This is a genomic window from Nocardia sp. NPDC004604 (assembly GCF_040609795.1).
Classification (GTDB): domain Bacteria; phylum Actinomycetota; class Actinomycetes; order Mycobacteriales; family Mycobacteriaceae; genus Nocardia.
Genome location: NZ_JBEXLC010000089.1, coordinates 1 through 13,738, shown reverse-complemented (window position 1 = coordinate 13,738; position 13,738 = coordinate 1). Strand labels below are relative to the sequence as shown.

Genomic DNA, 13,738 nt, shown 5'->3' with positions numbered 1-13,738 from the left:
CCGTAGCGACCCGCCGACACCGAATTCCACGCGATGGTAGCGGCTAGCTACAGTGTTGCCGTCCGTGTCCGGCGAAGACACAGGAGGGCCGCGTTTGATCGTGTTCGGTGATCGTGTCGTCTGCTCCGCCGTCGACCTCGTGCGCGCGGCGCAGTGTGAATTCGCTTTGCTGCGTGCCCTCGATACCGAACTGGGCATCATCGCGGGCGCGGTGGATCCGGCGCCCGATCCGGTGCTGCGCACCGGATTCGACGATTCGCGCGAACGCAGACTCGCGGACTTCCGCGACCGGTTCGGCGGTCGGCTGGTCGAGATCCGAAGCGAGGCGGCCGAGTACGATCCGGTGACCGATCCCGGGGCCCATATCGCTGCACTCCAGGCCGCCAATGTCGAGACCATCGCCGCACTGCGCGCCGGGGCGCACGTGATCCATGGTGCCACCTTCTTCGACGGTAAATTCGTCTGCGCCAGCGATTTCCTGGTGCGGGCCGGCCATCGGGTCCGCTACACCGTGCACGGCACCGCGGCGGACCCACCGGATCGCATCGGGGCGGCACTCGAACTCGCCGCGTGTGCCGACGCCTTGGACAGTAGCGGCGCGCTGACCGCACCCCTGGTTCGATTGCACCTACGCAAGGACAGCCGGACCTACCCGCTCATCGATCTGGTGCCGGTGTATCTCACCCGGCGCGGGCGAGTCGAGCGAATCCTGGAAGACAAACTGAGCGAACTGCTCCCGGTGCAGTGGGGCGATCCGCGCTATCTCGCCTGCGGCCACTGCCCGACCTGCACCGCGGCGCTGTCGGCGGCACGTGATCTGCTACTGGTCGCCGGGATGCCGCGCACTGCGCGAGCCAGGCTGCGCGAAGCGGGCGTGAGCACCATCGACCGATTGGCGAATACCGCCGCCACCGTACCCGGCCTGCCACCGCGCACCTTCGGCGCACTGCGCCGCCAGGCCGAAATCCAGCTGCAATGCGAGGATTCCGGACAGCCGACGCACACCCTGGTCGACGCGATCGCGCTGGGTGCCCTCCCGCCGCCGTCGCCGGGTGATCTCTCACTCAGCATCGAGGAGGGGCCATCGGGTCAGCTGGTCGGTATCGAGGTGGGCGGTCCGGCCGCGGTCCATCTGGCCTTCCGCGCCCCGTTCGGCACGGCGACCGCACCGTCCCCGGCGATGACCGATGAGCAGGCCGGGCGGCGGCGCGCGCTGGGCGAGGTGCTCGACTATGTCGCCCAACGGCTACGGATGTATCCGGATATGCGCGTGTACCACTACACCTCCGAGGTGCGTTCGGCGCTGCTGCGGTGGACCGGCCGCTACGGGATCGGCGAGGAGATCGTCGAGGATCTGCTGCAGGCGGGTGTGCTGGTCGACCTATATCCGATCGTGCGCAATGCCCTGCTGATCGGGGAGCGCTCCTACCGCCTGAGCCGACTGCGGCGGCTGTTGCCCGGCGCGGCGCATTCCGGTGCTGCGGAACGCGATTGCGTCATCGTATTGCGGCTGCGCGACTGGCTGCAGGATCGAGCGGCCGAACAGCGCGTCGATCCGGATGCGGCACTGCTGGACCAGGCGAGTTCGTGGTGCCTGGTGCCGAGTCCGGACGAGCCGGATCCGGTGCCGCCGGCACGGCCCTCCTCGATCGAGGCCGCACTCGCGGAATTCGCTGCGGCACAGGGCGAACCGGGTCATCCCGCCGCGCTGATGGCCGCGGCCCTCGGCTATCACCGGCGCGAACGCCAGCCGCTATGGTTGGCACATGCCGACCGGCTCAGTCATCCGGTAGACGAATGGTCCGACGCGCCAGGAGTACTCGTGGCCGACTGGGGCACGGTGGACACCAAGTGGCATCGCGGCCCGCATCAGCCGACAATGCGCAGATATCTCACACTGACCGGACGAATCGGTATCGGCTGGGGCGGCGCCGATACCGCGGGCGGCGCCGCGACCGGCACGGTGCTGACACCGGGCACCACGGTGTACACCTTCTACGATCAGCCGGTCGCCGCCGGAATGATCACCGCCGTGGGTCGGCGCGCGACCGCCTCCGCGACCGTGCTCGGCTGCTCGGTGGACGCCAACTTCGACGACACCGTCCGGCTGGAGGAACTGCTACCCGACGGCTGCGAACCCTATGACGAGCTGCCGACCGCGATCGCACCGGGACTGCCCGCCTGGGACGAGAATATCGAGACCGCCGTCGAATTCGCGGCCCAGCAGTTGCTGATGGCGCTGCCCGAGGTCCCCGCGAGCGCGGTCTTCGACATCCTGGCGCGCCGACCGCCACGGCTGCGCCGAGCCGACCGGCTACCGGATGTGCACGGTGACCACGCCGCGGCCATCACCACCGCGCTGCGCGATCTCGATGACTCCTACCTCGCGGTGCAGGGGCCGTCCGGCACCGGTAAGGCCTCCACCGTCGCCAGGTCGATCGAACGTCTGGTCACCCGGCACAAGTGGCGCGTCGGCGTTGTCGCGCCATCGCATTCGACGGTGGAGAGCCTGCTCGACATGATCGTCGCCATGGGCGTGCTGCCCGAACTGGTGGCCAAGAAGGACGTCGAGGCGCTGGCGCCGGAGTGGTCGGTGATCGATGGTGCCCGCTATCCGCGGTTCCTGGACAATGCGGTCAATGGCTGCGTCATCGGTGGCGCCCCGGCCGATTTCGCCGACGACGAGGTGGTGCCCGGCGATGGTCTCGATCTGCTGGTGATCGCCGACGCTGGCGGCTTTCCGCTCGCCGATACCATCGCGGTCGCGGTGAGTGCGCGCAATCTGCTGTTACTCGGCGATCCCGCGCCCGCCGTGGCGCGCGGCACCCATCCGGAGCCGGTCGACGAATCGGTGCTCGGCTGGCTCACCGAGGGGCGCAATACCCTGCCCGCCGATCGCGGCTACTTCCTCGATCGCACCTGGCGGATGCACCCGCGCGTCTGCGACCCGATCTCCCGGCTGTACTACGACAACCGCCTGCGCTCCAATGAGACCGTTACGCTCGCACGGCAATTGGAGGGTGTCGAACCCGGCGTGGAGACGGTGCTGGTCGAGCACACCGGTGCTGCGACCGAATCGGTGGCCGAGGCCCGCGAGGTGGTCCGCCGGGTGCGCGCCCTGCTCGGGGTCTCGTGGACGACCGGCGCCATGACGCGGCGGCTGCATCCACACGACATACTCGTGGTCGCGCCCTACAGTGCCCAGGTCGGCCTGATCCGAACGCTGCTGGCGCGGGCCAAGATCGAGGATGTGCTGGTCGGCACCGCCGAACGCTTCCGCGGCCGGGAGGCCGCGGTGGTCCTGCTGTCGATGACCACATCCAGCCCCGATGATGCCCCCTACGGCATGCGGTTCCTGTTGTCGCGCAGCATGGTTCAAGCCACACTGTGCCGAGCCATGTGGAAGGCCGTCATTATCCGGTCACCGCTGCTCACCGAATATCTACCGAATAATCCCGACGATCTCGCGGATCTGGCGACATTCCTGCGACTCAGCTGAGCCAGATGTGCTGAATATTTCTTTCAGAGGTCGGTCGGCACATGATCGAAATATTCATGCGGACCGGTTGGTTCTTTATTTGAATATGCACTGCCGCGGTATCCGCATTCGATCTTGAAATTCACCCTCGCAACCACGGCGAATTCGCAATTGGCGCCGGCTCAGCCGAAGCAGTTGCCCTCACCGCGGTAGGTGGGCACCGTCGTGCGCGTGCCGTCGCCGTCGACGAGATGCACCTCGTTGAACCGCTCACACAGCTCACCGGCCTTGGCATGCCGGAACCACACCCGATCACCGATCCGCAGTTCGGCCGCCCCGGACAGCGGGGTCTGCACCTCGCCCGCACCCTCGGTGCCGAGCAGCTTCAAACCAGCGGGCCACGCCGGCTTCGGCACCCGGGACGGCCCGGTCGGACCGGAGGCGATGTAACCGCCCGCGAAGACCGTTGCGATGGACGGGGTCGGCTTGCGCAGCACCGATGTCGCGAAGAACAGCGCGGGGCGCGGGGTGAAGGAGCGATAGTGATCGAACAGGGTCGGCACATACAGCCCGGAGCCCGCGGTCACCTCGGTCACATCCGAATCGGCAGTGCTGACCTCGATGGATCCGGAGCCGCCGCTATTGACGATCTCCAGCTTGCCGACCACCGAGCGCACCGCATCGAGAACCTGCCCGCGACGCTTGGCGATTTCGGCCGCCGAGGCCCGCTTCACCAGGCGCACAGCGATATTGGAGTCGGGCAGTCCGGCGATCTGCGCCTCATAGGTCATCACGCCGACCACATCGAAACCGCGACTCAGCGCGGCACGCGCGAGCGCGGCGGCCTCTTCGGCAGTGCGGATCGGCGAGCGCCGAACGCCGAGGTGCAGCGGTCCGATGCGCAGCGAGGCGTCCACATCGAGGCAGATTCGCGGCCGCACCAGATCGGTGCCGACCGCGGCGCGGATCAGTTCCAGCTGCGCGACATCGTCGACCATCAATGTGATGGATTCGCGCAGGGTGTCATCGGCGGCGAGTTCGGCCAGCGCCGCACGGTCGACGGTCGGATAGCCGAGCAGCACATCGCGGGCGCCGAGCCGGACCAGCCAGATGGCCTCGGCCAGGGAATACGACATGATGCCCGCGAAGCCGCCGGCCGCGGTGAGTCCGGTGCCGAGCACCTGCTCGAGTATCGCGCGGCAGCGCACCGATTTACTCGCCACCCGGATGGGCACCCCACCCGCGCGACGGACCAGGTCAGCGGCATTGGCACGCAGCGCGGTCAGGTCGAGGGCGGCCAGCGGCGGGTCCAGCTCGGCCGTGGCCGCGTGCAGTCCAGCAATCGGCGACGTTTCGGCCACGCCTGCGCCTCGCTGACGGTCGGCTCCGCCGTGCCCGAAGGTGCTATTGACGGTTCGCTCGCTGCGCTCGCTCACGGAACAACTCAACCATTTAACTGGTCAAACGTCCAGTACCGCGCAGGGTCAGACTTCGACCGCCCTGGTGGCCAAGCTGCTGACCAGGTCGTCGAGCACCACGAGGGTCGTCTCGTCATTGCAATCGGCGAGCCAGCGCAGCACCGTGCCCTGCAGTACCGAGACCGCATAGGTCGCGATGGCATCCACCGGCTCCAACCATTGCGCGCCCGACCGGTCGGCGCAGAGCGCCAGGAAGCTCGCGACTTCGGAATCCATCTCCCGGAACAGGGCCGAGGCCTTCGGATCGGCGACACATTCGGTCTGCCCCTCCCAGCGCTCGGCCAACTGATGCGCCGTCGCTTCGTACGCCCGCGCCTGTTTGGCCGGGGCGGCCTTGACCAGGGGCCAGTAGGCACTGACACCGGCATGCAGTAACACCCGAAGTGCTCGCACTCCGGTGAAGTCGAGTGAGGCGGCCGCCTTCTCGACGGCCTCGCAGATGGTCGGCCGCAACCGAACCGCTGCCATTTCTCCACGTACGCTCAACGCCGACTCCCTCGGGGAAAGAACTCACGCGCCCTGATCGGCACGGCTCGCTGAACATGGCGAACCGCGATCATGAATCTTCCGATCGGGATTTCCCTGGATACCCAGTCCAACATTCATCAATGGTAGAGGGTTTCCGGGGTTTAAGAACGGGTTCGTTGGGTATTTCCAGACTGGAAGAATGTTTTGTTACCCAAACGGAATGCCGCTGCGATCGATCGGTATCCGCCGGAATCGCTTCCGGGGGCGTCACTCTCACACCGCCCGCCCGAACAACACCATTGACCAGACTACGGGCCGACTTGTTCCCCATCCGGCAAGATGTGGCGGATCACACATCAGAAGCCTCGCAAACCGGACAGCCAGCGGTTCTATGTTGGCCTCTCGATCGACACCTCGGTGACCCCATTGTCTGGTTAGCCTTGATCGGTGACTCTCTCGCCCTCGGCCGACCAGTTCTACCTGACCGGCACCTTCAACTTCCGCGATCTCGGCGGCCTGCGCACCATCGACGGCGCGCGGATCCGCCCCGGCGTGCTGCTGCGCTCGGCTCAGCTGAGCGGCCTGGATCTGCCCGGGCACGCCATCCTGCGCGAACTCGGCGTCGCCGACGTCTACGACCTGCGCGGGCACCGCGAGATCGACCACATCGGCCACGACAACCTGCCCGACGGCGTGCGACTGAACCTCACTCCGTTCGACTCCCGGATGGCCGAGGCGCCGCCGCACGATGCACAGACCAACTCCGCATTCGCGCACATGCTCGAGGTCTACCGGTACTTCCCGACCCTGCCCGAGGCGAATACCGCGATCATCGCCATCGCCGAGACGATCGCCAGCGGCGACGGTGCGGTGCTCGTGCACTGCGCGGCCGGTAAGGACCGCACCGGCTGGGCCATCGCCACCCTGCTGCGCGCGGTCGCAGTCAGCGAGGCCGATGTGCTCGCCGACTTCCTGGCCAGCAATGACGCCGTCCCCGCCCTGCGCGCCATGATGGCACCGAAACTCACTGCGGGAGTTGAACTCTCCATCGATATCCTGGGCGTCCGCGAGGACTACCTGCAGGCCGCGACGGATGCGGTGCACGAACAGCACGGCGATGTCGAGTCCTATCTGACCGCCATCGGATTCACCGCACAGCTGCGCGAACGGCTGCGCGATCGCCTGCTCGAGTGAGCTACCCGGCCTGCGCCCGTTCGCGCCGGACCAGACCGTCGGCGTCGATGCTGACCTGATCGCCGGTGTGGAACCAACTTCCGGTGAAGCGGTCCGCGGTGGTCTCCGGATCGTTCCAGTAGCGGCGGGTGACATTGGGCCCGCGACATAGCAATTCGCCATGTCCGGCCTGCGCCTGCGGCCCCCACAGCGCCAATTCCGTACCGCCGAAGGCGAAGCCGAGTATCGGATCGGCACCGGGTGCGGTGTCGGTTTCACCGTCGACGACCAGGCCGATGCCGCTGGTTTCGGTCGCGCCCCAGACCGACCACCGCCGGGCGGCGGGGAATATATCCCGCAGTGTGGCGGCCAGGTCCGCGGGATCGGTGGCATCGGCGACGCGTTCGCCGCGATGGCCCGCATTGCTGACCCGGACGATGCCCTCGGTGCACAGCCCCTCGGTGCGCAGCGCCGCGAGCTCGGGCAGCAGCCCGGCGAAGATGCGTGGTGTCGCGGAGACCATATCGATCCGTTCGGAGACAATGGTTTCGGCGAGTCTTCGGCGACCCGGCGCGAGGACGACGGTGCCGCCGACCGCGAACGTCGGCAGCATCTGGTCCACACAGCCGCTCGCATGCGCCAGCGGCAACAGCACCAGATTGCGCAAGCCGTCGGTCGGCAGGTCCAGCGCCGCGACAACGGAACGAATTGCCGAGAGCAGGTTTTCGTTGGTCAGCTCGACGCCCTTGGGCGCGACGGTGGTGTTGACCGGACACACCCCGGTGCCGCTGGTGTAGCAGAGCAGCGCCAGATCACTCAGTGCCGCACCGTCATCGATGTAGGCGGCGCCGTCGGGCAGGGCCGCGCTATCGGCACCGAGTACGAAATCGGTACTGCTGTCGGCGATCACCCGCTCGGCCACCGCATCGGGCAGTCCGTCGTGCACCAACACCGGGACCGCGCCGCTCAGCAGCGCACCGAGGAACGCCTGCACCCAGCGCGCACCCGCTGGCATATGAATGGCGACCCGGTCGCCGAAGCCGATGCCGTGGTCCTGCAGGCCGCCCGCGATGCGGGAGGCGGAGTGCCACAGCTCCCGATAGGTGAGTCGGGGGCCGCCGATCTCCACCACCGCCTCCCTGGTCGAGAAGGCGTGTACCTGCAGATCCAATAGTTCGGTCAGTGCGGGGGTGAGATTGCCGTAGCGCAGTACCCCGTCGGCGCCACGAGCCAGCGGAGCATCGCGGGCATGCGGGTGATTCGGTGGGTACTCGACCAAGAACTGCGACATGGGTCCTCCGCACACGCCTCGAGCCTGCAGGCTCTTGCGACTATATGACGCGAGTCACAATTTCGTGGGCATAGGCGAGGAACGTGTCCTGGCCGTCACCGACCGGTATAAGTGGCCTTCCCGGGTCCGACCTCCAGGAAGCTGCGCACCGCGCCGCGCAGATCCGCGGTGTCGAACAGCGCGCCCGACACCTGCGGGGTCACCGAATCCGCATGTGCCACACCACCGGAGCGCCACGCCTCGATGATCTGCTTGGTCGCGGCATGCGCCCTGGTCGGCCCCTGGGCCAGCCGATTCGTCAAATCCCGTGCGGCGGTGTCGACGTCGTCGTGGATGGCGTTCACCACGCCCCATTCGGCCATGGTCGCGGCGTCGTAGAGATCGCCGGTCATCACGAATTCACGGGCCCGGCCCGATCCGGCACGCTCGGCCAGCCGCTGCGGACCGCCCATCGACGGGGTCAGGCCGACGACCGTCTCCACCAGACCGAATTTCGCCTTCGGCGCGGCCAAGATGATGTCGCAGGCCAGCGCCATTTCGAAGGCGGCGGTCAGGGTCAGGCCGTGCGCGGCAAAGACCACCGGACACGGCAGCGCCTCCAGCGGATGGATGATCTGCGCGAACAGGGTGCGCCACAGCTCGGCGCCCTGCTCGATCGTCAGACCGTCGAAGACGTGCACGTCGACACCGCCGGAGACCAGCTTGCCCTCGGCCCGCAGCAGCACCGCGCGCGGCGGATTCGCCGACAGATCGGCGAGATTGTCGATGAGCGCGTCGAGCATCGACTGGTCGAAGAGATTCAGCGGCGGATTGGCCAGGGTGAGGGTCGCGACCTCGGCGCCGCCATCGGTGGTTTCCCGGGTCAGTCGGGTGGCCTTCGTATCACTCATTTGGCAAGACTAGGCTCACCCGGTCCGTCGGCGGCCATACCCTGAGATCTCGATCTGCCAGACTATTCGAGTGACCAAGTCGGTATCGGAAACTGCCTCTTACGTCGAGTCTGGCGAGTTCAAGCGAGATACGAATTACATCACCACCCGCATCACTGCCGACGGACGCGACGGATACCCGGTCGAGGCCGACCGCTATCGCCTGATCGCCGCGCGAGCCTGCCCCTGGGCCAACCGGACGCTGATCGTGCGCAGGCTGCTCGGACTGGAGGACGCGATCTCACTGGGGCTGTGCGGTCCGACCCACGACAGGCTCAGCTGGACCTTCGATCTGGATCCCGGCGGTGTGGATCCGGTGCTCGGCATTCCCCGGCTGCGCGACGCCTACCTGGCGCGGATCCCGGACTACCCGCGCGGCATCACGGTTCCGGCGATGGTCGAGGTCGCCACCGGGCAGGTGGTGACCAATGACTACCCGCAGATCACGCTCGACTTCGCCACCGAGTGGACCGAATTCCATCGACCGGGTGCGCCGCAGCTGTATCCGGCGGAGCTGCGGGCCGAGATCGACGAGGTGAACCTGGCCGTTTTCCACGATGTCAACAACGGCGTCTACCGGTGTGGATTCGCGGGGACACAGGAAGCCTATGAGACGGCCTACGACCGGCTGTTCGCCCGATTGGACTGGCTGTCCGAACGTCTGACCACCCAGCGATACCTGGTGGGCGACACCATTACCGAGGCCGACGTGCGGCTGTTCACCTCACTGGTCCGATTCGATCCGGTCTATCACGGCCACTTCAAGACCAACCGCAGCAAGCTGACCGAAATGCCGGTGCTGTGGGCCTATGCGCGCGACCTCTATCAGACGCCGGGGTTCGGCGACACCGTCGATTTCGAGCAGATCAAGGTGCACTACTACGTCGTGCATACCGATATCAACCCGACGCGGATCGTGCCCAAGGGCCCGGAGCTGACCGACTGGCTGACCCCGCACGGCCGAGAAGCGCTGGGCGGCAGACCATTCGGCGACGGCACCCCGCCGCCACCGCCACCGCTCGCGGAAAGGGTCGCTGCCCTGCGCGAACCGGCGTGATGGAACCGACATGCGGGGAACCAGGTCGACCGGGTACATCGTTGTCATGACGAGTTGATGGCGGTCGGTGCCATAAGGTTCATCCCGTACAGGCGGAAGAGGAGGATATCGCCGTGTTCAAAGGCACGTTCGAGAAGACGGTGGTCCAGCTACTCGATACCGGGTCACGCCTGCAGGCGCCCGCCGTCGCCAGGTACGTGGACCGGCTGCGGCGTTCGCATCCGTCGGAGAGTCCCGCGCAGATCATCGAGCGGCTGGAGAACCAGTACCTGCTCGCGGTGACCAGCAGCGGCAGTGCGGTCGGCGCCACCGCCGCGGTGCCCGGGGTCGGCACCGTCGCGGCGATCGCGGCGGTGAGTGCCGAGACCACCTTCTTCATGGAGGCGTCGGCGGTGTTCACGCTGGCCGTCGCGGCCGTGCACGGCATCTCCCCCGAGGACAAGGAGACGCGGCGGGCACTCGTGCTCGCCGTCGTGCTCGGCGAGAGCGGGATGGAGATCGTCGAGAAGACCGTGGGTCATTCGGCGAAGAACTGGGGCACGCTGTTCGCCAATAAGATTCCCGGCCTGTCGAGCATGAACGATTCGCTGCTCAAGCGATTCATCATCCGGTTCATCACCAAGCGGGCCGCCCTGATGGCGGGCAAGGTGGTACCCGCTGGCATCGGCGCGGTGATCGGCGGTGTCGGCAACCGGACGCTGGGCAAGACCACGATCGGCAACGCGCGCAAGGCATTCGGGCCCGCGCCGGTGACCTGGCCTGCCGATCGCCAGCTGATCATCGATGCCGATCCGCTGCCTGCACTGGATCCGGTCAAGCCGCAACCCCCGACCACACCACGATGAGCGCGGGCCGACCGCTCGCGTTCTCCGTCCGCGGCCTGAGCAAGCGCTACGACCTGGTCACCGGGATCGAGAACGTCAGCTTCACCGTCCCGTCCGGGACGGTCGCGGCCCTGGTCGGGCCGGCGGGCGCGGGTAAGTCGACGATTCTGCGCATCCTGCTCGGCCTGCTCGAACCGACCACGGGTACCGCGGCGGTCGGCGGGCCGGGCTCACGACGGCGCGGCGAGCCGCAGCGCGGTCCCGCGGCCGTCGTCGGCGGCATGCTGATGCCGCGCGGTCTGCATCCGGCGCGCTCGGCACGCGATCACCTGCTGGTGTACGCGGCGGCCGCGGGTATCGAGGACGCGCGCGTCGACGAGGTGATCCAGGCGGTCGGCCTCGGTGCCTGGGCGCGGACGCGGGCGGGTGCACTACCGGCCGGATCACAGACCCGACTGGCACTGGCGACCGCACTACTCGGCGATCCGCAACTATTGATCCTCGACGAACCCATGGCCGATCTCGACGCCGCCGAACGCGCGTGGCTACAGGACTTCCTGCGGCGCCATACCCGCCGCGGCGGCACCGTCCTACTGTCGAGCGAAAGCCTGTCGACCGTGATTCCGATCGCCGACAACATCATCGTGCTGAGCGAGGGTTCGGTGGTCTATCAGGGCACCCCCGCCCGGCTGCGGCGCGGGCACCCCGATCGCCTGGTCGTCGCCGCGTCCCCGCCGATCGCGCTGGCCACCATGCTGGCCGCACAGGGATTCACCGATGCGGTGATCCGGCCGGACGGACGGCTCGCGGTGGCCGAGGCGACCGAAGCGCAGATCCGCGCGGCGGCGACGGCGGTCGGTGTGCGCGTGGACAGCATCATCGCCGACCAGATCCATCCCGACCGGGTGCTCGCAGCATTGGTCAAACCGGCCCGCCCAGCACCGCCCGCCCCCTACGCCGGGATCGCACCGCCCCAACCGACGCCCCAGGGGATTCCACGATGATCGCCGTTCTGCCCCCGGACCTCGTTCCGGCCGTCAATTCCGAGGTCCGCAAGGTCACCACGCTGCGCGCCAGCCGGATCCTGGCCGCGCTGATCCCCGCGATCGCCCTCGTCGCGAGCACGGTCACCGCGGTGGTCGCCGGACCGGCCAACCCCAAATCCGATCCGGCGACCGGTGCCGCGACCATCGGGCTCTACATCGGCCTTGCCATCGCGATCGTGCTCGCGGGGGCCTTCGGCGCCGCCGGGGCGGGCGCCGAATACCGTTACGCGACAATGCCGTCCACGGCACTGTTCACCTCGGACCGCGACCGACTCGCCGCCGCGAAACTCCTGGTCACCGCCGGATTCGCACTGGCGATGACATTCGCGGTCGAGTTGCTGGCGTTCGCCTGTCTGCTCGCCTTCGGCCGCGGCAAATTCGACTTCGGCCTGCGCCTGCTCGCGGTCTTCGGCGGCGGCCTGCTCGCGGCGGTCTGCTGGTCGGTGATCGGCGCGGGCCTCGGCCTGCTGCTGCGCACCTCCACCGGTGCGATCGCCACGATGCTCGGCTGGCTGCTGATCATCGAGCCGTTGCTCTGGATCGTCGCCAAGGCCATCGGCTTCGCCGGAATGGTCACCATGCTCCCCGGCGCCGCCACCATCAGCACGGTCGCGGTCGACTCCTTCACCGACAGCGACTTCCTGGCCCCGACTCCCGCCGCGCTGGTGGTCTTGCTGCTGTGGACCCTCGGCATCGGCGGCGGCGCCTGGTGGTTGCTCCGCAAACGCGATATCTGACCCCGTACCCGGTCGCCATCGGACCAGCGCCCCCCGAAATTGTCCGTGCCTCGGGGAACAAATCCGATGGCGATCCGTGTCGTTACCGTCGGGTATGAGCCGACAAAGACGGGTGAGCAGCGCAATTGAATGAACCGGGCTGGATGCGCAGACTGTGGACCGAGTGCTGGTCACACCGGGGAACGGTGGCGGGCATCGCGGTCGCATTGATCGCCGGAGCACTGGTCGAAATCTCTGCACCACTGCTGACGAAACGCGCCGTGGACGCGGCGGGACACGGCGATACCGCCGTCATCGGCACCGTCGCCGGACTACTCGCCCTCGTCGCGGTCGGCCGCTTCTCGGCCGCCTTCGGACGACGCATGCTGGCCGGACGACTCTCACTCGACGTCCAGCACGCACTGCGGATCGACCTGCTCGGCTCACTGCAACGCCTCGACGGAGTCGGCCAGGACGCACTGCGCACCGGCCAAGTGGTATCCCGCTCGATCACCGACCTCCAACTGGTGCAGGGCCTGCTGGCGATGGTCCCGCTATCCGGTTTGGCGCTGCTGGAATTCCTGCTCGCCGCCGTTGTCATGGTGTGGCTGTCGCCGCCGCTCGCCGCTGTCGCGCTGATGGTCGTCCCGGCGATCGCGCTGCTGGTCTACCGAATGCGGCCGCGGCTCTACGCCGCGACCTGGTCGGCACAGCAGCGGGCCGCCGAGGTCGCGCAGCATGTCGAAGAGACGGTCACCGGCGTTCGCGTGGTGAAGGGCTTCGGCCAGGAGGCCCGGATGGTGCGGGTACTGGAACAGCACGGACGCACGCTCTACGCCGAACGCATGCGGGCCGCCGCGATCAACGCGCGGTTCGCGCCAGCGGTCACCACCATTCCGCAAGCCGGGCTGGTCGCGGTCATCGTCGTCGGCGGCCTGCTCGCACTGCACGGGTCCATCGGAATCGGCACCTTCCTCGCCTTCTCCGCCTATGTCACCACCATGACGGTCACCACCCGCACCATGTCCTCGGTGGTCATCATGGCGCAGCTGACCCGAGCCGCGGCCGAACGCGTCTACCAGGTCATCGATGCCGCCCCCGAAATCGCCGACCCACCCGTCCCTGCCGACCTGCCCGACGGACCCCTCGGCATCGACATCGACGCCCTCACTTTCGGATTCGATCCCACCCAGCCGATCCTGCGCGACCTCGACCTCACCGTGCACCCCGGCGAAACCGTGGCCATCATCGGTCCCGCGGGCTCCGGAAAGTCAACTC

11 protein-coding genes are annotated in these 13,738 nt (G+C 67.8%); 7 read left to right on the top strand and 4 right to left on the bottom strand.

Going from position 1 to position 13,738, the window contains the following annotated elements:
• Positions 1-100: 100 nt before the first annotated feature.
• Complete coding sequence (locus tag ABZW16_RS28110; RefSeq protein WP_354959098.1) at positions 101-3,499, top strand: AAA domain-containing protein; 3,399 nt, start codon at positions 101-103, stop codon at positions 3,497-3,499.
• A 161-nt stretch (positions 3,500-3,660) separates the two neighbouring features.
• Here ABZW16_RS28110 and ABZW16_RS28105 read toward each other — a convergent pair whose 3' ends face one another.
• Both ABZW16_RS28105 and ABZW16_RS28100 read right to left on the bottom strand, forming a co-directional pair.
• On the bottom strand, positions 3,661-4,839 hold the full coding sequence (locus ABZW16_RS28105; RefSeq protein WP_354959097.1) for an amino acid deaminase/aldolase: 1,179 nt from the start codon (positions 4,837-4,839) through the stop codon (positions 3,661-3,663).
• Positions 4,840-4,962: 123 nt separating this feature from the next.
• Positions 4,963-5,442 carry a TetR family transcriptional regulator gene (locus ABZW16_RS28100; protein WP_354959071.1) on the bottom strand — a complete coding sequence of 160 codons (480 nt, stop codon included), beginning with the start codon at positions 5,440-5,442 and terminating at the stop codon, positions 4,963-4,965.
• Positions 5,443-5,871: 429 nt separating this feature from the next.
• Here ABZW16_RS28100 and ABZW16_RS28095 point away from each other — a divergent pair, with 429 nt between their 5' ends.
• Positions 5,872-6,618 (top strand): tyrosine-protein phosphatase, encoded by a 747-nt coding sequence (locus ABZW16_RS28095; RefSeq protein ID WP_354959070.1) that lies wholly within the window; start codon positions 5,872-5,874, stop codon positions 6,616-6,618.
• Between the two features lies 1 nt (position 6,619).
• Here ABZW16_RS28095 and ABZW16_RS28090 read toward each other — a convergent pair whose 3' ends face one another.
• Together ABZW16_RS28090 and ABZW16_RS28085 are read right to left on the bottom strand one after the other, a co-directional pair.
• Positions 6,620-7,888, bottom strand: coding sequence for an AMP-binding protein (locus tag ABZW16_RS28090; RefSeq protein WP_354959069.1), 1,269 nt, complete (start codon positions 7,886-7,888; stop codon positions 6,620-6,622).
• Positions 7,889-7,983: 95 nt separating this feature from the next.
• Positions 7,984-8,778 carry an enoyl-CoA hydratase/isomerase family protein gene (locus ABZW16_RS28085; protein WP_354959068.1) on the bottom strand — a complete coding sequence of 265 codons (795 nt, stop codon included), beginning with the start codon at positions 8,776-8,778 and terminating at the stop codon, positions 7,984-7,986.
• Between the two features lie 70 nt (positions 8,779-8,848).
• Between ABZW16_RS28085 and ABZW16_RS28080 the strand changes: the two genes are divergently transcribed.
• The 5 genes from ABZW16_RS28080 to ABZW16_RS28060 all read left to right on the top strand — a co-directional run.
• Positions 8,849-9,874, top strand: a complete 1,026-nt coding sequence (locus ABZW16_RS28080) for a glutathione S-transferase C-terminal domain-containing protein (protein ID WP_354959067.1) — start codon at positions 8,849-8,851, stop codon at positions 9,872-9,874.
• 113 nt (positions 9,875-9,987) lie between these two features.
• A complete protein-coding gene (locus ABZW16_RS28075; protein WP_354959066.1) occupies positions 9,988-10,719 on the top strand; it encodes a hypothetical protein in 732 nt (243 codons plus the stop codon).
• Entirely contained in the window at positions 10,716-11,702 is a 987-nt protein-coding gene (locus ABZW16_RS28070) for an ATP-binding cassette domain-containing protein (RefSeq protein ID WP_354959065.1), read from the top strand. The genes ABZW16_RS28075 and ABZW16_RS28070 overlap by 4 nt, the downstream gene beginning before the upstream one ends.
• A complete protein-coding gene (locus ABZW16_RS28065) occupies positions 11,699-12,481 on the top strand; it encodes an ABC transporter permease (RefSeq protein ID WP_354959064.1) in 783 nt (260 codons plus the stop codon). Before ABZW16_RS28070 ends, ABZW16_RS28065 begins: the two co-directional genes overlap by 4 nt.
• A gap of 143 nt (positions 12,482-12,624) precedes the next feature.
• A partial coding sequence (locus tag ABZW16_RS28060) for an ABC transporter ATP-binding protein (RefSeq protein ID WP_354959063.1) occupies positions 12,625-13,738 on the top strand: 1,114 nt, incomplete at its 3' end.

Bases quoted from the DNA above. Each gene is read 5' to 3' on its own strand.
- ABZW16_RS28065 (WP_354959064.1), top strand. From the start codon at position 11,699: ATGATCGCCGTTCTGCCCCCGGACCTCGTTCCGGCCGTCAATTCCGAG.
- ABZW16_RS28070 (WP_354959065.1), top strand. From the start codon at position 10,716: ATGAGCGCGGGCCGACCGCTCGCGTTCTCCGTCCGCGGCCTGAGCAAG.
- ABZW16_RS28090 (WP_354959069.1), bottom strand. From the start codon at position 7,888: ATGTCGCAGTTCTTGGTCGAGTACCCACCGAATCACCCGCATGCCCGC.
- ABZW16_RS28085 (WP_354959068.1), bottom strand. From the start codon at position 8,778: ATGAGTGATACGAAGGCCACCCGACTGACCCGGGAAACCACCGATGGC.